18 protein-coding genes and 1 pseudogene are annotated in these 18,533 nt (G+C 73.9%); 9 read left to right on the top strand and 10 right to left on the bottom strand.

What is annotated here, in order from left to right; all coding sequences use genetic code 11:
* Nucleotides 1-103 precede the first annotated feature (103 nt).
* On the top strand, nucleotides 104-1,489 hold the full coding sequence (locus FHX81_RS05400) for an endo-1,4-beta-xylanase (RefSeq protein ID WP_141975622.1): 1,386 nt from the start codon (nucleotides 104-106) through the stop codon (nucleotides 1,487-1,489).
* Between the two features lie 65 nt (nucleotides 1,490-1,554).
* Here FHX81_RS05400 and FHX81_RS05395 read toward each other — a convergent pair whose 3' ends face one another.
* Together FHX81_RS05395 and FHX81_RS05390 are read right to left on the bottom strand one after the other, a co-directional pair.
* Nucleotides 1,555-2,235, bottom strand: coding sequence for an HD domain-containing protein (locus FHX81_RS05395; protein WP_141975620.1), 681 nt, complete (start codon nucleotides 2,233-2,235; stop codon nucleotides 1,555-1,557).
* Nucleotides 2,236-2,268: 33 nt separating this feature from the next.
* A complete protein-coding gene (locus tag FHX81_RS05390) occupies nucleotides 2,269-2,688 on the bottom strand; it encodes a hypothetical protein (RefSeq protein WP_141975618.1) in 420 nt (139 codons plus the stop codon).
* Between the two features lie 88 nt (nucleotides 2,689-2,776).
* Between FHX81_RS05390 and FHX81_RS05385 the strand changes: the two genes are divergently transcribed.
* The 6 genes from FHX81_RS05385 (at nucleotide 2,777) to FHX81_RS05365 (ending at nucleotide 7,532) form a co-directional block, all read left to right on the top strand.
* Nucleotides 2,777-3,115: a PadR family transcriptional regulator gene (locus FHX81_RS05385; protein WP_141975616.1), complete on the top strand. Its 339-nt coding sequence runs from the start codon at nucleotides 2,777-2,779 to the stop codon at nucleotides 3,113-3,115.
* Nucleotides 3,112-3,756, top strand: coding sequence for a permease prefix domain 1-containing protein (locus tag FHX81_RS05380; protein WP_141975614.1), 645 nt, complete (start codon nucleotides 3,112-3,114; stop codon nucleotides 3,754-3,756). Before FHX81_RS05385 ends, FHX81_RS05380 begins: the two co-directional genes overlap by 4 nt.
* Nucleotides 3,753-4,361, top strand: coding sequence for a DJ-1/PfpI family protein (locus FHX81_RS05375; RefSeq protein ID WP_141975612.1), 609 nt, complete (start codon nucleotides 3,753-3,755; stop codon nucleotides 4,359-4,361). The genes FHX81_RS05380 and FHX81_RS05375 overlap by 4 nt, the downstream gene beginning before the upstream one ends.
* A 638-nt stretch (nucleotides 4,362-4,999) precedes the next feature.
* Complete coding sequence (locus FHX81_RS40325) at nucleotides 5,000-5,158, top strand: hypothetical protein (protein ID WP_170231944.1); 159 nt, start codon at nucleotides 5,000-5,002, stop codon at nucleotides 5,156-5,158.
* Between the two features lie 141 nt (nucleotides 5,159-5,299).
* Nucleotides 5,300-6,697: a cellulase family glycosylhydrolase gene (locus FHX81_RS05370; protein ID WP_211363381.1), complete on the top strand. Its 1,398-nt coding sequence runs from the start codon at nucleotides 5,300-5,302 to the stop codon at nucleotides 6,695-6,697.
* Between the two features lie 163 nt (nucleotides 6,698-6,860).
* Nucleotides 6,861-7,532 (top strand): hypothetical protein, encoded by a 672-nt coding sequence (locus tag FHX81_RS05365; RefSeq protein WP_246107643.1) that lies wholly within the window; start codon nucleotides 6,861-6,863, stop codon nucleotides 7,530-7,532.
* Nucleotides 7,533-7,539: 7 nt separating this feature from the next.
* Here FHX81_RS05365 and FHX81_RS05360 read toward each other — a convergent pair whose 3' ends face one another.
* The 3 genes from FHX81_RS05360 to FHX81_RS05350 form a co-directional block, all read right to left on the bottom strand.
* Entirely contained in the window at nucleotides 7,540-7,842 is a 303-nt protein-coding gene (locus FHX81_RS05360; protein ID WP_141975608.1) for an Rdx family protein, read from the bottom strand.
* A 255-nt stretch (nucleotides 7,843-8,097) separates the two neighbouring features.
* Nucleotides 8,098-8,415, bottom strand: a complete 318-nt coding sequence (locus FHX81_RS05355) for a hypothetical protein (RefSeq protein WP_141975606.1) — start codon at nucleotides 8,413-8,415, stop codon at nucleotides 8,098-8,100.
* Between the two features lie 54 nt (nucleotides 8,416-8,469).
* Complete coding sequence (locus tag FHX81_RS05350; RefSeq protein ID WP_141975603.1) at nucleotides 8,470-11,247, bottom strand: AAA family ATPase; 2,778 nt, start codon at nucleotides 11,245-11,247, stop codon at nucleotides 8,470-8,472.
* 95 nt (nucleotides 11,248-11,342) lie between these two features.
* On the opposite strand from FHX81_RS05350, the gene FHX81_RS05345 reads away from it, so the two are divergent.
* Complete coding sequence (locus tag FHX81_RS05345) at nucleotides 11,343-11,942, top strand: phosphoribosylanthranilate isomerase (RefSeq protein ID WP_141975600.1); 600 nt, start codon at nucleotides 11,343-11,345, stop codon at nucleotides 11,940-11,942.
* 20 nt (nucleotides 11,943-11,962) lie between these two features.
* Entirely contained in the window at nucleotides 11,963-12,868 is a 906-nt protein-coding gene (mmuM, locus tag FHX81_RS05340) for a homocysteine S-methyltransferase (protein WP_246107642.1), read from the top strand.
* 22 nt (nucleotides 12,869-12,890) lie between these two features.
* On the opposite strand, the pseudogene FHX81_RS05335 reads toward mmuM, so the two are convergent.
* The 5 genes and pseudogenes from FHX81_RS05335 to FHX81_RS05310 all read right to left on the bottom strand — a co-directional run.
* A pseudogene (locus tag FHX81_RS05335) lies at nucleotides 12,891-13,655 on the bottom strand (SDR family oxidoreductase); the annotation flags it as partial.
* A 42-nt stretch (nucleotides 13,656-13,697) separates the two neighbouring features.
* Nucleotides 13,698-15,155 (bottom strand): PP2C family protein-serine/threonine phosphatase, encoded by a 1,458-nt coding sequence (locus FHX81_RS05330; RefSeq protein ID WP_141975597.1) that lies wholly within the window; start codon nucleotides 15,153-15,155, stop codon nucleotides 13,698-13,700.
* Nucleotides 15,152-15,949: a GAF and ANTAR domain-containing protein gene (locus FHX81_RS05325; RefSeq protein ID WP_246107641.1), complete on the bottom strand. Its 798-nt coding sequence runs from the start codon at nucleotides 15,947-15,949 to the stop codon at nucleotides 15,152-15,154. The genes FHX81_RS05330 and FHX81_RS05325 overlap by 4 nt, the downstream gene beginning before the upstream one ends.
* A gap of 645 nt (nucleotides 15,950-16,594) precedes the next feature.
* Nucleotides 16,595-17,167: a hypothetical protein gene (locus tag FHX81_RS05315; protein WP_141975594.1), complete on the bottom strand. Its 573-nt coding sequence runs from the start codon at nucleotides 17,165-17,167 to the stop codon at nucleotides 16,595-16,597.
* Nucleotides 17,168-17,636: 469 nt separating this feature from the next.
* Nucleotides 17,637-18,296, bottom strand: a complete 660-nt coding sequence (locus FHX81_RS05310; protein ID WP_141975592.1) for a hypothetical protein — start codon at nucleotides 18,294-18,296, stop codon at nucleotides 17,637-17,639.
* Nucleotides 18,297-18,533: the final 237 nt, after the last annotated feature.

The following is an 18,533-nucleotide window of genomic DNA, read 5'->3' as shown; positions in this document are numbered from 1 at the left end:
GCCAAGTGTTCGGATCCGGACCACGCCGCCCCGCGGGTTCGGGTCGCCCGAGCAACCAACCCACCACCTGCCGAACCCGCAGGTGCTCCCAGAAGGTGCAAACATGAAGCTGACATCGAGGTCAGTGGTGCGAGCGGCACTCGTGTCGACGTTGGTGACCGCCACCACGGGCGCCGCGGTGCTCCTGGCCACGTCGGCCAGCGCCGGCACCACGCTCGGCGCCTCGGCGGCCGAGTCGGGCCGCTACTTCGGCACGGCCGTGGCCGGGAACAGGCTCAGCGACTCCACGTACGTCGGGATCCTGAACCGCGAGTTCAACATGGTCACGGCCGAGAACGAGATGAAGATCGACGCGACGGAGCCGAACCAGAACCAGTTCAGCTACGCCAGCGCGGACCGGATCGTCAACCACGCCCGGGCGCAGGGCATGCGGGTGCGCGGGCACACGTTGGCGTGGCACTCGCAGCAGCCGGGTTGGATGCAGAACATGTCCGGCACCGCGCTGCGCAACGCGATGCTGAACCACGTGACGCAGGTGGCCACGTACTACCGGGGCAAGATCTACGCGTGGGACGTGGTGAACGAGGCGTTCCAGGACGGCAGTTCGGGCGCGCGTCGTGACTCCAACCTCCAGCGGACCGGCAACGACTGGATCGAGGCCGCGTTCCGCGCCGCGCGGGCGGCGGACCCGGGTGCGAAGCTCTGCTACAACGACTACAACACCGACGACTGGACCCACGCCAAGACCCAGGCCGTCTACCGGTTGGTGCAGGACTTCAAGCAGCGGGGCGTGCCGATCGACTGCGTCGGTCTCCAGTCGCACTTCAACCCCCAGAGCCCGGTGCCGTCGAACTACCAGACGACGCTGCAGAACTTCGCCAACCTCGGCGTGGACGTGCAGATCACCGAGCTCGACATCGAGGGTTCCGGCTCGGCGCAGGCGGCCAACTACGAGCGCGTCGTGAAGGCGTGCATGGCGGTCACGCGCTGCACCGGCATCACCGTGTGGGGCATCCGCGACACCGACTCGTGGCGTGCCTCGGGCACCCCGCTGCTGTTCGACGGCTCGGGCAACAAGAAGGCCGCCTACACCTCGACCCTCAACGCCCTCAACAGCGGCGGCTCCAGCGTGACCACGACGACCACCACGGGCACGACGACCACCACCACGACCACGACGACCACGACCAACGGCCCGGGCGGCTGCACCGCCACGGTGTCGCTGAACTCGTGGACCGGCGGCTTCGTCGCCACGGTCAAGGTCACCGCGGGGTCGGCGGCGATCAACGGGTGGACGGTGACCACGAACCTGCCGTCCGGCGTGTCGGTCACCAACGCGTGGAGCGCCGATCGCTCCGGCAACAGCGGCACCGTGCAGTGGCGCAACGTCAGCTACAACGGCCGCCTGGCGGCGGGGATGTCGACCGAGTTCGGCTTCCAGGGCACCGGTTCGGCGTCGGGCATCACGCCGACCTGCGCCGCGAGCTGAATCAGTCGTGCGGCCCGGTGCGGGAACGCGTTCCCGCACCGGGCCGCACTGTGTCGTGTGGACGGTCAGCCGGCCGGTGGCCCGTAGTCGCCCCAGCTCGGCTCCGCGTCGACCAACTCCCGCCAGGTCGGCCACACCTGACCGGTCCGCTGCCGGACCAGTTCACCGGGCAGGGTGAACACCGGCGCTTTGTGCGGCTTGGCGAGGGCTTGGCGGACGATGGCGTCGTGCAACGCGGCCGCACCGCCCAGCCGGGGCAGCGCCGCGTGGACGCGGTCGGCGTACCCGGCGGGCAGTGCGGGCCCGTGCGGCCGGATGTCGTACCCCGTGCCCGCCGCCATCAACGCGACCTCCGGCCGCTTGCGCAACGCGATGGCACCGGTCAGGTGCAGCGCGACCGCGTCCCACACCACCTCGACGCGGTCGGCCGGCACGCCTTGCGCGGTCAGGTGGCGTGCGGCCAGGTCGGCGCCGTCGAGGTCGAAGGTCTGGTCCCCGTCGCCCTCCTCGGTCAACCCGACGTCGTGCAGGACGCAGCCCAGGAACAGCAGCTCGTCGTCGTAGTCCTCATCGGGTCGCAGACCCTTCTGCCCGCCCAGGAAACGCCCGAAGAAGTAGGCGCGCACGGCGTGGTTGAAGATGGCGGGCGCGGAGATGCCCCGCACGTACCGAACGGTGTTCAGCGCGACCTCGGTCCGCGGGAACGGCAGATCCGGTAGATCCGGTAGATCCGGCAACGGTGTCATGGTCCTTCCAGGTGGTCGGGGGGACTGCCCACGTCACGCTCCCGTGGTGGAGCCGGGTCGCACGATCATCAGCACCACGACGACGGCCCACAGCAGGTTGAACACGCCGGTCGTCATGGCCAGCCGCTTCGCCACGCCGGTCGCGCCGTCGAGCGCCCGCCGCTGCGCGGGCAGGATCGACAGCGCCAGCAGACCCGCGGCGACCGCCGTCAGCACCACCGACGCGAGCAGCCACGTGTCGCCGAGGACGCCCAGGCTCGCGCCCGTGGCGACGCCGAAGACGGGCACGGCCACGCCGATCGCGGTGTACGTCCGGCACGTCCGGTGCAGGAACGCGGCGACCGGGGACGTGGGCTCGCGCGCGAAGCGGGGGAACAGCGACGCGGCCACGGCGATCGGCCCGACGGCCAGGATCGCGGCGATCACGTGGACCGACAGCAGCAGCTTGGTCACCAGGGCTCCCTTTTTGCGTAGACAGCCAACATATATCGGCTGCCAATAGGTACCACATCTACCTAAGGGTTGTGTAGGCTGCCAACCCATGAGGGCGGACGCGGTGCGCGGGCACCTGGACGCGATGTTGCTGTCGGTGCTCGAACCGGGCCCGCGGCACGGTTATGCGATCATCACGGCGGTGCAGCGGCGCAGCGGCGGCGCGCTCGAACTGCGCACCGGCACCGTCTACCCGGCGTTGAACCGGTTGGAGCGGCTGGGTCTGCTGCGCAGCCGCTGGCAACCCGTGGCCGACCGGCCGCGCCGGTGCTACGAGCTCACCGAGGCGGGTCGGCGCAGCCTGGCCGACGCGCGCTCGACGTGGCAGGAGTTCACCGCCACCGTCGGCGCGGTGCTCGACCTGGCCCCGAAGGGGCACGCCACGTGAACGCCGATCCGGTCGAGGACTACCTGGCGGAGCTGACCTCGTCCCTGCACGGCCCGGCGCGGGCGAAGGCGGCCATGCTGCGCGAAGTGCGGGACGGCCTGGTCGACGCGGTCGAGGCGCAGACCCGCTTCGGCGTGCCGCCCGACCAGGCCGCCCGCCGCGCGGTGCGCGACTTCGGGACGGCGGACGAGATCGCGCCGTCGTTCCAGCGGGAGCTGACCATCGCCCAGACCCGGCGCACGGCCCGTGCCGCCGCGGTCACTGTGCCCGTCCTCGTGGTGTGCCAACTCCTGGTGCACGTCGCCGCCGGCGACCCGGACTGGCGGCTGGGCGCGCTCGCCGCGCACCTGGCCGCCGTGGCGACCGCGTCCGGCCTGCTGGCGGTGACGGCGTTGCTGGCCACCGGTCCGCTGACCCGCCTGCTGCCCACGCCGCACCGCCTGCCGTCGGTCGTGGCGTGGACGGCGTCCGCCGCCGCGGTGGGCATGGCGCTCGCCGCCGTCGTCCTGGGTGTCACCTCGGCGTTGTCCACCGACTGGCCGCTGACCGGGTTCGCGGGCGTGTTGGCCATCGCGGCGCACGGGGTGGTCGCCGCGTCGGCCCGCGACTGCCGCGAGTGCGCGCGGGCAGGGGAGCGATGACCGGGCGCGTCGGGTTGCTGCTGTTCGACGAGGTCGAGGTGCTGGACGCGGGTGGACCGTTCGAGGTGTTCTCGGTGGCCAACCGGGTCGCGGTCCGCCGCGGTGCGGCCGTGCCGTTCGAGGTCGTGACGATCGGTGTCACCGGGACGGCACCGATCCGCGCCCGGGGCGGCCTGCGAGTGGTCCCCGACGTCGGGCTCGGTGACGCGCCCGCGTGTGACGTGGTACTCGTGCCCGGCGGCGACGTGGACGAGGTCGAGGCGATGCCGGACGTGCTGTCGTGGCTGCGGCGGGCCCGCGGTCACGCGAAAGTGGTCGCGTCCGTCTGCACGGGTGTGTTCGTGCTGGCCGCCGCCGGACTGCTGGACCACCGCCCGGTCACCACGCACTGGGAGGACGTCGCCGACCTGCGCCGCCGGTGGCCGGACCTGGACGTGCGCGACGACGTCCGCTTCCTCGACCACGGCGACCTGGCCACGAGCGCCGGGATCAGCGCCGGCTTGGACCTGTCCCTGCACCTGGTCGGCCGGCTCGCCTCGCCGGACCTCGCCGTCGCCACGGCACGCCAGATGGACTACCGCTGGGAGCCGCCCGGCCGACCATGATCCCGATCACCCCTGCCACTCCCGGGGACGGTCGGTGAGGTGCCATACCCGGCCGGCCGGGTGAGCGTGCCGATGGAGCGCGTGATGCGGAAGCGGCGGGCAAGGTCCGATGCACCGTCTCGCGTGGCCGGTGCGCCGAGCAGTTCCGGGTCGGCGACTCGTCGGGGCGCATCGCCGATCCGCGTGACGTCGCCGAAGCCGCCCTGTTCCCGGTCTTGGACCGAGCGGCACATCACCATGCAGGCCCTGTTCGTGAACGGCGGCGCCACGCTCCGCGCGTGAGTCGAAAACGCTCCACCGTGGACTGGACACGGCGCCTCCGGTGCGGTTCGGTCGTCGCTGCCGCGGGGTCTTCCGGCGGTCGACGCGATCCGCGCCGCGGGCCTGCCGCACGCGTTCCCCGCGTGGCGCCGGACGGACGGCTGACCACGTTCCCCGCAGCACCGGGAACGGTGACGCGCACCTGGTCCTTCGGGGCGGTCCGAAGCCGAACCACACCGCCGCCGACGTCGCCGAGGCGCTCGGGCCCTGAACGCGGTGGGCCTGTCCCTGCGCGTCGTCGTGGACGCCTCGCACGGCAACAGCGGCAAGGACCGCGCGCGCCAACCCGCGGGGGCAGTCGGGCGCTGGTCGGCGTGGTGATCGAGTCCCACCTCGCCGACGGCAGGCAGGACCCGGCTTCGTCGCCGTGGAGGCCGGACGTGAGCCTGACCGGCGCCTGCCTGGGCCGGGACCGCGCGGTGCCGCTGCCGGAGGTCCTCGCGCGAGCCTCGCGGAGGCGTGCCGCGGCACCGTGACCGGGCTCCGGGTGGACACGGAACGTCACCGCGATGTGTCACTGTGCGAGACGGGCCCTGTACTTGCCCGCACTTTGCGGTGTACGTTCCCGACGGGTCTGGGAGCGCTCCCAGACATAAGTCGAGATGAGGAGGGGCTCAGTGAAGCGCTCCACCGCAGTTCTTGCGGCTTGCGCGGTGGCCCTCGGTTCCGCGGCGACGATGTTGCCGAACGCCGTGGCCGCCGCCCAAGGTTGCAAGGTTGACTACACCGTCACCAGCCAGTGGTCGGGCGGGTTCCAGGCCGGCGTCAAGGTCACCAACCTCGGTGACGCGATCACCGGGTGGACGCTCGGCGTCACCTTCCCGACCACCTCGCAGCGGGTGACCCAGGGTTGGAACGCCACGTGGACCCAGTCGGGCTCCACCGCCACGGCGACCAACGTCGACTGGAACCGGACGCTGGGCACCGGTGGGTCCACGGACCTCGGGTTCGTCGGCTCGTACTCGGGCAGCAACCCGACGCCCACGTCTTTCACGCTCAACGGCGTGCTCTGCACGGGTTCCACGACGTCGACCAGCACGACGACCACGACGACCACCACGAACCCGCCGGTCGGCCGCAACCCGGTCGAGATCAACGGCCAGCTCCGGGTGTGCGGTGTCAACCTGTGCAACCAGTACAACCGCCCGATCCAGCTGCGCGGCATGAGCACGCACGGCATCCAGTGGTTCGACAAGTGCTACAACAACAACTCGTTGGACGCGCTGGCGAACGACTGGAAGTCCGACCTGTTCCGCATCGCGATGTACGTGCAGGAGCAGGGCTACGAGACCAACCCGTCCGGGTTCACCAACCGCGTCAACAGCCTGGTCGACATGGCCGAGGCGCGCGGCATGTACGCGATGATCGACTTCCACATCCTCACGCCGGGCGACCCGAACTACAACATCGACCGGGCGAAGACGTTCTTCGCGGCCGTGGCGCAGCGCAACGCGAACAAGAAGAACGTGATCTACGAGATCGCCAACGAGCCGAACGGCGTGAGCTGGGCGTCGATCAAGAGCTACGCCGAGCAGGTCATCCCGGTGATCCGCGCGGCCGACCCGGACGCCGTGGTCATCGTCGGCACGCGGGCGTGGTCGTCGCTGGGCGTGTCGGAGGGTTCGAGCGAGACCGAGGTCATCAACAACCCGGTCAACGCCACGAACATCATGTACGCGTTCCACTTCTACGCCGCGTCCCACAAGGACAACTACCGCGCCGCGGTCAGCCGGGCGGCCTCGCGGCTGCCGCTGTTCGTGACCGAGTTCGGCACGGTGCTGGCCACGGGCGGCGGCACGTTCGACCGGTCGAGCACGATCGCCTGGCTGGACCTGCTGGACCAGCTCAAGATCGGCTACGCGAACTGGACGTACTCGGACGCGAACGAGAGCAGTGCCGCGTTGCGGCCGGGCACGTGCAACGGCGGCGACTACTCGAGCAGCGGTGTGCTGACCGAGTCGGGTGCGCTGCTCAAGAGCCGGATCAGCACCGCGGACAACTTCCCGACCAGCTGATCTCCGCTCCACTCTCGAACGGGGTCCCGCGCCGACGCGCGCGGGACCCCGTTCCTCGTTGGTCGCTCGATCGGGTGACCAGGGGGAAGAAGGGTCCGACATCGTCGGTGCCCGTCACTAGCTTGCGATCGGGGACGAGGAACACCGATCAAGGGGGCGAGTCGTGGCGACGGAGTTCATCACGAAGGACGGGCGGGTCGTACCGATCAACGGCCGCAAGCGGAGTGGGGGAGCCGTGCTGGCGGCCGGGGCGCTGGTGCTGGGCCTGGTCGGTGCCGGGGGTGCGGCCGGCGGGGGAGGGGTGCTCGGGTCGAGCGCGGGCGGTTCGGCGGGGTCGTCGAGCGTGACGGCGCGCAAGCTGGACGGGCAGAAGGCGGCGAGGCGGGGTGATCGCGACGGCGCGTGGCAGCGGATGGGTGTGCGGAGGCTGGACGACGCGCTGCGGCGGCAGGTGGAGTGCCTGTCGGCGTCGCACGGCGAGGTCCGGGCGTTCTTCGCGCACACACCCTGCACGTCGCTGGACCGGATGGTGATCGCGGTCGGGGACGGTTCGGGCAACAACGCCGTGGTGTCCGTGGCGTGGGTGGGTTTCCGCACCAGCCGGGACCTGCGCGCGTTCAAGCGGATCGAGGACCGCCACGGCAGCGGCGACATCCACCCGCTCGGCGCGCCGCTGCTGGGGCTCGCCGACATCGCGTTCACCGGCCACCACTACGGCACCGACGTGGACGGCACCACCATCACGATCGCCGAGACCGAGACCGCCGCCGGCCACGTCGACCCCGAGACGCTGGACGCCCTGGCCGAGGTCGCCGCCGCCCTGCCCCGCCCCTGACCGGCGTTCAGCCGTCCGAGGGCTTGCGGTGCCGGTCGGAGTGCCCGAGGTCGCGGTCCGGTGCGATCCGGTCGCGCACGAGCTGCTTCAAGGCCGCCAGCTCGGGGAACCCGCCCTGCTCCTGGCGCGACCACAGCGTTTCGCCGCCGAGCCGGACGTCGAACACCCCACCCGTCCCGGGCACGAGCGCCACCTCGCCCAACTCCGCGGTGAACGTGGTCAACAGCTCCTGCGCCGTCCACCCGGCACGCAGCAGCCACCGGCACTGCGTGCAGTACTCGATCTCCAGGCGGGGCTGTTTCGCGGTCACGCGACCAGTATCGCGACCGGGACGGCGTTCCGGCGACCGCGGTGGCAGCCGTCACGGCGGGCACCACGCCCCCGGTCGGAGAACCCGCGCCGCGCGACCCCGTCGCCCTGGAGCGGTGTCGGGGGTGGAGCACGGGGCCGGTGCCAGCCCCCAGGTGTGACACCGGCCCCTTCCGGCGGCGGCGTGTGGGATGCGCTGCGCCGGGCATGGTGGCGGTGAGCACCGGGCACGCGGCCCGGTCACCGCCGGTTCGGTTCAGGCGAGCCCGGCGGATTCGAGCTCGGTCACGCGGTCCAGCGGCACGGTGGCGGCTTCGACGATCCGCTCGAAGATCACGCCTGCCCGGTCGAAGACCCCTTCCAGCGCGGAGACGTCGGCCGCGGTGAAGACGCCGAAGTAGCTGTCGTCGCCCGGCACGGCGAGGCAGCACCTCATCGTGACGGGTGGCGCGCACAGGTCGGCTGCGGCGCGGACGGCGGTCATCGCGGCGGCGACCTCACGCGGGGTCGCCGCGTGCAGGTAGCACTCGACCAGGAACAGCCTGGGCGGCCGCCGGCCTCCGGGTGCGGTCATGCCGACACCCTGCCCCCCGCGGCCGGGTCGACGAATCGGGGAGCGACCCCACAGTTACCCGCGCAGGAAGTCCAGGCGGGCCAGCTCGCGGCGCGTGCGCACCCCGGTCTTGCGGTAGATGCGGGTCAGGTGCGCCTCGACGGTCTTCTCCGACACGTACGCCGCCCCCGCCACCTCGCGGTTGCTCAGCCCGGCCGCCACCAGCCGCGCGATCCGCAGTTCCGTGGCGGTCAGCTCGTGCTCGTCACCGCGCCGCAGCCCCAGCCGGGCCAGCTCCGCGTCGACCTGCGCCACCCACGACGGCGCGCCCACCCGGTCGAACGCCCGCCGTGCCGCCAGCAACGCCTCCCGCGCCGCGAGCTTCGTCCGGCGACGGCGCGCCACCCGCCCGCGCACCAGGTCGGTGCGGGCCCGCTCGAACGGCATCGGCAGCCGGTCCAACGCCTCGGTCGCCGCCGCCAACGCTTCCTCCGCTCCCTCCGAGTCGCCCCACGCCATCCGCACCAGCGCCCGGGACCTGGCCGCGACGACCGCGATCCACGGCCTGGGCGCGCGGTCGCGCCGGTCCTCCAGCTCCGCCAGCAGCCGGGCGGCCTCGGCGTGCTCACCCAGCTCGACCACCGCCTCGACCAGGTCGCCGTACAGCGTGGGGATGGGGAAGTCGGCCATGCCCACCTCCGCGCACCGCGCCACCGCCGCCGCCAGGTGCACGCGCGCCGCACCCGGATCGTGCCGCGACAGCTCCACGAACCCGAGCACGGCCCGCTGGTGCACCGCGACCCACGGGTCACCCAGCTCCGTGGCGACCGCGAGCCCTTGGGACGCCGCGGCGTGCGCTTCCTCCCACCGGCCGCGGTGCGCGTCCACGAGCGCGCGGGTGTAGAGCGCGTAGGCGAACCACGGCCGCTGCCCGGTCTGTTCCGCCACCTCCACGGCCTCGTCCGCCCGCGACCCGGCCCGCGCCCAGTCGCCGAGCCACACGTCCAACTCGGCCAGGTGGACCAGCTCGTGCACGGCCACCGCCTCGTCCTCGCGCGCGGCCTCGTCCCGGTGCGCCGCCTCGATCAACGCCCGCGCCCGCACCGGGTCCAGGTACTTCGACAGCACGCGCAGGGTGCTGCGCGCCATCCGCGCCTCGCGCGTCTGGTTGGTCGGCGACACCAGAGCCGCGCCGCGCTCGACGTCCTCGGCGGCCGGCCCGACGCCGGCCAGCAGCCCGTAGTACGCGCCGCAGATCAGGATGCACGCCACCAGGTCGGCGGGCACCTCGTCCTCGTGACCCGCGATCGCCGCACGCGCCTGCTCGATGTCGCGGCACCTGAGCCGGGTGTCGTGCTGGCAGAACAACGACCGCCGCAGGAACGCGGTGGCCCGCAGCACCGGGTCGGCGCCGACCTGCGCCAGCGCCCGGTCGGTCAACGCCGTCGCCTCGACCGGGCCGTCCTCGAAGAACACCACGATGGCCAGGTCCAGCAGCACGGCCGCCCGCTCCGGCCCCGCCGGGACGTCGTCGACGTCGACCGCGTCCACGAGCCTGCGCGCGCCCGAGGCGTCCCCGGCGAAGTACCGGCACACCACGGACGACGCCAGCGCCACCGCCCGACCCCGCCGGTCCGGCGCGTGCGCGGAGGCCAGCTCCCACAGCCGGGCGGCGGCGTCGGGCGCGCCGCGGGACTGGGCGCTGCGGGCGGCCTCGCCCAGCGCGTCGGCGACCGAGGGGTCCGGGCCGTCGGTGCCCGACGCCAGGTGCAGCGCGCGGGTCTCCGGGTCGTCCGCGACCTCGGCCAGCCTGCGGTGCACGCGGCGTCGCCTGCTGCCGGACGCGGCGGACAGCACGGTGGAGCTGAGCAGCGGGTGGGTGAACCGGATCGCGCCCGACACGATCTCGATCACGCCGCGGTCCTCGGCGTCGACCAGCGCGTCCTCGACGCGCCCGGGGTCGGGCGACGCCCGGCGCACCAGGTCCACGGTCGGGTGCGACAACGCCGCCGCGCACAGCAGGGCGTCCCGGCCGTGGTCGGGCAGCGCGGCCAGCCGGTCGGCGAGCAGCTCCTCGACCGCCCGGGTGGTGGGCAGCGGCACGCCGAACGCGCCCAACGCGCCCGGCTCGGGCAGCGCGCGGGCGATCTCCAAGGCGTAGAACGGGTTGCCGCCGCTGGCCCGCTGGAGGCGGATCAACGTCGGCCGCGGCAACGGCGTGCCGAGGTGGGCGCGGACCAACCGGTGCAGCGCGCCGATGCTCAACCCCGCCGGGCGCAGGTGCGCCAGGTCGGCCCGCCCGGCCAGGCCGAGGGGGACGTCGCCGCCGGCCGACCGGACCGTGACGACCACGGCCACGCGTTCGTCGGTCAGCCGGCGCGCCACGTACTCCAGGACACCGGCAGTCGGCTCGTCCAGCCACTGGGCGTCGTCCACGGCCAGCACCACCGGAGAGGCCGCGGCCATCGCCCGCACCACGGTGAGCACGGCCACCCGCACCGCTCGCGGGTCGCCCGGCCCGTCCTCGGCGTCACGGCGCAGCAGCGCGACGTCCAGCGCGGTGCGCTGCGGGCCCGGCAGCCGGGCGATCAGGTCGTCGTCCACCCGTTCGGCCAGGTCGATCAGCCCGCCGTAGGACAGCCGCGCCTCCGGCTGCGCGGGACGGCACGACAGCACGGCGTACCCGCGCCGTTCCGCGTCCCGCAGCACGTGCTCCCACAACGAGGTCTTGCCGATGCCCGCTTCACCGGACACGACCAGGCACGCGGTGCCCGTCCGCGCCCGGTCGAGCACCCCGGCCGCCACCGCGACCTCGGGCTCCCGCCCGACCAGCTCCCGACCCGCCTGCCGCACGCGCGCGCCACCTCCCCGCCGCGGAGGGCGCAGCGCCGCACCCCACTATCACGGCACGGTCCGGGCACGGGAAGGCCGGCGCTAGGGTCTGGGACATGTACGTGAAGTTGTGCGGGCTGCGGACCCCGGCCGACGTCGCCGCAGCAGTGGACGCGGGCGCCGACGCGGTGGGTTTCGTGCTGAGCGCGAGCGTGCGCCAGGTGGACGTGGACACCGCGCGGCGGCTGGTCGGCGACGTGCCGCCGCACGTGCTGTCCATCGGTGTGGTCAGCGGGGTGGCGGCGGCGGACGTGCGGCGGCTGGCCGAGGAGTCCGGTATCGGCGCGGTCCAGCTGCACGGCGACTACCCGCGGGCCGCGTTCGACGAGGTCGCGGCGGCGGGCCTGCCGCTGGTGCGCGCGGTCTCCCTGACGGCCGACACCGACGTGCGGGTCGGCGCGTACGGCGAGCGGATGCTCCTGCTCGACTCGCCGCAGGCCGGCTCGGGGCACCGGTGGGACCTCGCCGCCCTCGACGGGGCACGGCCCGAGGGCCGGTGGCTGCTCGCGGGCGGCCTGGGCGTGGACAACGTGGCCGAGGCGGTCACGCGCGCCCGGCCGTGGGGCGTGGACGTGTCGAGCGGCATCGAGTCCAGTCGCGGGGTCAAGGACCACGGCCTGATGCGGGCGTTCGTCGCCGCCGCGCGGGCCGCCTGACCGCCGGTAGAGTCGCGGGCGTGTCCGGGGAACCGCTGTCCGACGTGCCGGCCCGGCGCGTGGTGGTGCTGGACGGCGGCCTGTCGACGGCCCTTGCGGCCGCCGGGCACGACCTGTCCGACTCGCTGTGGTCGGCCCGCCTGCTGCTGACGGAACCGGACGCGATCCGGACCGCCCACCTGGCCTACTACCGGGCGGGCGCGGAGGTCGCGATCACGTCCAGCTACCAGGCCACGTTCGAGGGCTTCGCCCGGCGCGGGCTCGGGGCGGCCGAGACAGCCGGGCTGCTGCGCGACAGCGTGGCCCTGGCCCGCAGTGCGGCGGCCGAGGTGGACGGGCCGCGGTGGGTGGCGGCGTCGGTCGGCCCGTACGGCGCGATGCTCGCCGACGGCTCGGAGTACCGCGGGCGGTACGGGTTGTCGCCGCACGCGCTGGAGTCGTTCCACCGGCCCCGGATCGAGGTGCTGGCGGAAGCGGGGGCGGACGTGCTCGCGGTCGAGACGATCCCCGACGTGCAGGAGGCGGAGGCCGTGCTCCGGGTGGTCGCCGGATCGGGCGTGCCGATGTGGTTGTCCTACAGCGCGCGGGGCACGCGCACGTGCGCCGGCCAGCCGTTGAGCGAGGCGTTCGAGGCCGTGCGCGGCGTGGCCGAGGTGGTCGCGGTGGGCGTCAACTGCTGCGACCCGGTCGACGTGGACGAGGCCGTGTCGATCGCGCGGAGCGTGACCGGCAAACCCGTCGTGGTGTACCCGAACAGCGGCGAGCACTGGGACGCGGACGCTCGGAGCTGGACCGGCGCACCGGCGTTCGAGCCCGCGCGCGTGGCCGGGTGGGTCGCGGGTGGGGCGCGGTTGGTCGGCGGCTGCTGCCAGGTCGGTCCGGCGACGATCGCGGAGCTGGCCGCGGCCGTCGGGAGCGGTCGGTGAGCGGCCCGGTCGGGTGGGGCCAGCCCCGGCCGATGAACGGCATGGTGGTCGCCATGACGGTCATGAACTGCACGTGCGCGCTCAGGGGCAGCGCGGCCAGGTAGCGGACCGCGTCGGCGACGTGCGCGACGTCCATGGTCGGCTCGGGGGCGGTGGTGCCGTCGGCCTGCCGGACGCCCTCGCCCATGCGCTCGGTCAACGGCGTCGCGGCGTTGCCGATGTCGATCTGGCCGCAGGCGATGCCGTGGCGGCGGCCCTCCAGCGAGATCGACTTCGTCAGCCCGGTGATGGCGTGCTTGCTCGCGTTGTAGGCGACGGCGTCCGGTCGCGGCACGTGCGCGGAGATCGAGCCGTTGTCGATGATCCGCCCGCCCCGCGGGTCCTGCTCGCGCATCACCCGGAACGCGGCGCGGGCGCACAGGAACGCGCCGGTCAGGTTGGTGTCGACGACCTTCGACCACTGGGCGAGGGTGAAGTCCTCCAGCGGGGTCGCGGCGACGTTCGTGCCCGCGTTGTCGAACAGCACGTCGACCCGTCCCCAGCGCTCCCGCACGGTGTCGAACAACGCGTCGACCGACTCCTCGGAGGTGACGTCGGTCGGCACGACCAGGACCTTCCCGGCGGGGGCCCGGTCGGCGGCCTCGACCAGCCGGTCCGCGCGTCGCCCGGCGAACGCGACCCGGTGGCCCGCGTCGAGCAGCGCGCGGGCGACCGCCCGCCCGATGCCCGAACCCGCGCCCGTCACGACGGAAACCGGGGCCGCGTCGGGGGAGTGGTCCGGCTGCACGACGACCGGGCTGACCGGCCGCGCCGCGCCGGGACGGGATCGTCACGGGATGATCGTGCGCGGGGTGGTCCAGCGGGCCAGCACGACGCCGGCGTCGTCGCGCAGGACACCGCCCTGGTGGGCGAGGACGGCTCGGACGAGCCGCCGGACGGTTTCCGGCGGCGGGCTGTCCTCGGCCGCTTCCCGGCGCAGGAAGTCCGCCAGCACCGTGTCGCCGAAGGACTCGCCGCGGTCGTTGCGCGCCCCGGTGATGCCGTCGGTGTGCAGGACGAGCCAGTCGTCGGGTCGCAGCACGGCTTCGGCGACGGTGCGGCGGGCGACACCCGTGCCCAGTGGTGGCGAGAGGCCCGCGTCGAGCGCCGTGACGACCCGGCCCTCGCGCAGGACCAGCGGCGCGGGGTGTCCCGCGTTGAGGTAGCGCAGCCGACCGCCGGCCAGGTCCACCTCCGCCAGGACCGCCGTCGCGGACGCGCCCGGGCCGAACTGGCCGGTGATCGTCTCGTCGATGGCGCGCGCCTGCCCGAGCAGGTCCCGGCCGGCCCGGCGGGCGTGGCGGTGCGCGGCCAGGGCGGTGGCGGCGATCAGGCCGCTGCGCAGGTCGTGCCCGGCCGCGTCGAGCACGATCAGGGTGGCGGTGGTCTCGGAGAGCGCGTAGTCGAAGGCGTCACCGCCGGCACCGTGGCGCGGCTCGACCACGCCGGTCACCACGAAGTCGTCCACGCCCGCGGTGAGCGGCGGCAGCATGGACCGGATCAGCTCGCCGGTGACCGTGCTCGGCTCCGGCAGCCGCACGAGGTCCACCGCGTCCCCGTACCGGGTCAGCAGCGTGACCAGGTGCCCGAGCAGCATCGACAGCCACCGGCACTGCGTGCGCAGGCCGGGGTCGTGCAGGTCGGTGACGTCCGCCACCCGCACCTCCAGCACGCCCAACCGCTCCGCGCCGTCCAGCAGCGGCACCCACAGGACGGGGCGGTCGTCGACGGTCGTCGGGAGGATCCGCACCTCCCGGAACGCCTGCCCGGCCCGCGTGCCGTCCACGCCCAGCGGCGGGCCGTCGGGTGTGCCGTCGGCCGACCACGGGCACAGGTGGCGTTCCCCGTAGTCGACCAGGTACATCGCCAGGCTCACGTCCAGCGCCCGGCCGGCGGCCTCGACCAGCACGCGCAGGCGGTCGGGTGGGGCCAGCTCGGCGCCTTCGAGGAGTTCCACCAGGGCGGTCAGCGAGCGGCCGCGCGGCCTGATCTCCCGGGTCGGCCGGCTGTAGTCGGCGCGGCGGGGCGGGGTCAGCTCGTCCAGCCGCTCGTTGATCGCGTGGGCGAGGATGTCGCGTTGCAGCGGCGGCAGGCCGCCCAGCCCGTGCACGTACGCGTCGATCTCGATCATCCCGGCGTCGCCGCCGAGGGCGAAGTAGCGGATCCAGAGTTCGTCGGTGCTGAGCCCGGCGTGTCCCAGCGCTGCCGCGATGCTGTGCTGCTGCTGTTCGGCGCGGTGATCGGTCATGGCGTTCGGGTGGGTCGGTCGACGGTTGATCGCACGAGGTCCTCCGCGGCTTCCCGCAGTGTGGTGCCGCGGCGTTGCGCCAGGTCGGTCAACGCCAGGAACGCGGCGCGCTCGTCGGCGCCGTCACGCGCGATGACGATGCCCTTGGCCAGCGCGATCACCTCCCGTCCCCGCAAGGCGTCCTTGAGGCGGTCGCTGATGTGGCGGGCGTCGTCGGCGGTGCGCGTGTTGGCCAGCAGCACGGCCGCCTGCGTGGCGAAGTTCTCCAGCAGCCGCTCCTCCCGCTCACCGTAGACGCCGGGCTCGGCCGCGTAGACCTTCATCGCGCCCAACGTCTCCGCGCCGGCCACGACGGGCGCGCTGAGCACCGCGCGCGGTCCCGTCCCGCGCACCGCCTCGACCCACCGGGGCCAGCGGTCCTCTCGGTCCACGTCGTCGATCCGCACCACGACGCGCTGCTCGTACGCGGTCAGGCACGGTCCCTCGCCCAGCTCGTACTGGAGCGCGTCGGCGCGCGCCACCACGTCGTCGGTCGCCGCCGCGGTCACCCGGCGTCCGTCCCGGTCGACCAGCGTGAGGCCCGCGCCGACCGCGCCGGGGAACACCTCCTCGGCCGTCGAGGTGATCAGCAGCAACGCGGTGCTCACCGCCTCGGCGGACAGCAGCAGCCCGGACGCCCGGACGAACACGCCGGCCAGTTCGTCGCCCGTCGGCGAGTCCGACGTCATGTCCACCACCTCCACCCGCCACGGGTCGGTCGAGCGCGAGTCCGTCCGGTGCGAGTCGGCCCCCACCGTCGCGGCATACCCGTGGCCGGCGGGATCTAACCGGCCGCCCGGCCGGCGTCGGGTGGGTACGGTGTGGACCGCGGTGGCGGACGTCGGCAGGACTCCCGGGGCCGAGCGGGTCGGGGCGACGAGCAGCAGATCCTGATCACGGCGGAGCGGTCGTCCGCCGAGCGGGGTCTGCACGCGGTGTCCAACCGGCGGATCGGCGCCGCCGCCGGGCAGGGCGACAACGCGGCGGTCGGCTGCCACTTCGGCGCGGCAGGACGCGGTCGACGGGTCACCCGACGTGCGGGACCGGGTGTCGTGCCTGGTGCACCCGGTGACCACGCACCTGGCGTCGCTGGGCGACCCGACCTGGTTCGCGCGGGTCAGCGCGCAGGTGGTGACCGACCCGGCGTTGCGCGTGATCATGGCGGAGGAGGCGCTGGCAAAGGCCTCGTCGCGGCACGTGGTGGAGACCCTCCTGCGGCTCCTGCCCGACATGCCCGCCGACGTGCGCCAGGACCGCGCGGCGATGGTCCGCCACCTGATCGTGCACGTTTGCGCCGAGCGGGAGCGGGCGGTGGCCGAGGGCACGGCGACGCCGCCGGCCACCCGGGACGAGGCGGCGACGGGCCTGATCGACGCGATCACCGGCCTGTGGACGGCTCCTCACACGGCGTGGGCCGCGACCGACCGCCGCCCGTCGAGCAGGCCGGCCACGACCGTCGCCCACAGCACGGCCGCGCCGCCGAAGCCGGGCACCAGCCGCCACGCCCACTCCGATCCGGCCGCGCCGGGGACCGCGGCGAGCACGGCCGTGCCGCAGAGCGCGGCGGCCGGCACCAGGTAGCGGGCGGAGCCGAAGAGCTTGGCGAAGGGCGCGAAGTGCGCGCCGACGGCGACCAGCACCCACGCCGGGGTCGCTTCGGCCAGGTCGAGGGTCGCCGGCAGGCGTGAGCCGGCGACGATCGCGACCAGCATGACCAGCACCGCGATGCCGTAACCCGGGCCGAACGGGCTGTCGGACCGGCGGCCGCCGGGTGGCAGGGCTCGGCCGGAGCGGCCGAAGCGGACCACCCAGCCGGTCAGGACCAGGGCGATGACGATGCCCGGCGCGGCCAAGGCGGTGGACCCCGCCACCACGGCCGCCACGCCGGAGAACCACCAGCCGACGCCGATGCCGATCAGCGATGTGATCGTCGACGTGATCACGTGACCTCTGGTGAACCGCTCGTCGCTCAAGCCCACCCCCGCGTCGTGGTGGTCGCCCTGACGCTTCCACGGCCGTGAGCAGCCGATTCCACGCGGGGTGGACTGGCTCGCAGTCGATTGCCCGACCCGAGCTCCGGGGCGGTCGCGGTGGTGCTCGGTGACACCGACGAGGTGCCGGCCCACCTGCCACCGCCACGTCCGGCTGCCCCGCGGTGACCCGGCGACGTTGCCGACCCGGTACGACGACATCGCCGTGACCAGGGCGAACCCGGGCGAGGACCTGGTCGGCGAGCTGATCACCGCGGCGGCGGGCGCCGGGTCCCCGTCCCGGACCGACGATGACCAACGCCACCGAACCGGTCGGGTTCCCCCCGCCCCCAGGCGGGGGGAACCCGACCGGCCAGGCGGCGTGACGTCCACCGGGACCTGGCCGGAGCACCCGCGCCGGGCAACGCGGGCCCGGGCGTCCACGAGCTGCCCGTGACCCGGCGACCGCGCGTCACGAGGTCCAGGTGACCGGCGACTTCTCGTATCCGTCGGCCTTGTCGAAGGTCGCGCCCGCGACCTTCGCGCCTTCGCGGGCGCCCTGGAGCACGCACGTCTCGTACTTCGCGCCCGCCGTGGTGAAGTCCTTCTTCGCCGACTCCGACTCGCACTGCGCGGTGTCGCCGCTGATGATCACGCCGGTGCCCTTGCCGTCGGGGCCGACCGCGCGCAGGCTCACCGAGCTGTACGACAGGTCGGTGCCGCCGACGTTCTCCACGGTCACCCGGATGTAGAACGGCGTGATGCCCTTGGCCTTCTCGCCGAAGGCGGCCAGGTCGGCGTTGCTGCCCTGCTCGATCGCGGTGACGGTGATGGCGATCGTGCCGTTCTTGTCGGTGCCGTACTTGAACGGCACCACCGCGCGTTCACCGACCTTGAGCTTCGCGCCGGGCGCGGTGACGTCGCCTACCGGTGCGTCCTTCGCGGTGGACTTGGTCGAGCTCTTCGGCGCGGCGCTGGAGGTGGTCTCCGCCGGCGCCTCGGACGTCGCCTCGGTGGTGGCGGCGGGCGCCGCGGTGCCCGTGGTCGCGTCACCGCAGGCGGACAGCAGGAGCGCGAGCGCGCCCACGGATGCGGCGACCAGCGTGCGGTTGACGTGCGTGAACGACAGCATGGCCGGCACCGTAGCCGCGAACGGGCCGGCGCACTGTGGTCCGTTCGCACCACAGCCTGCTGTGCCGCTCGCCACGGTGGGCGGCACAGCAGGCCGCAGTTCGGGCCGATGGGCGGCTTGACGCCGGCCGGCAGGGTGGTGCGACGTGGTCCGGGATCCGGCGCACCACACCGGCCCGCGGCCGGCGACGGGGCCGGGGGACCGGCGGAACCGCCGATGTCCCCGCCGCCGACACCC

The sequence above is a fragment of the Saccharothrix saharensis genome (genome assembly GCF_006716745.1).
Classification (GTDB): Bacteria; Actinomycetota; Actinomycetes; order Mycobacteriales; family Pseudonocardiaceae; genus Actinosynnema; species Actinosynnema saharense.
The sequence above is the reverse complement of the archived record's forward strand: the minus strand, read 5'-3'. Positions and strand labels throughout refer to the sequence as shown.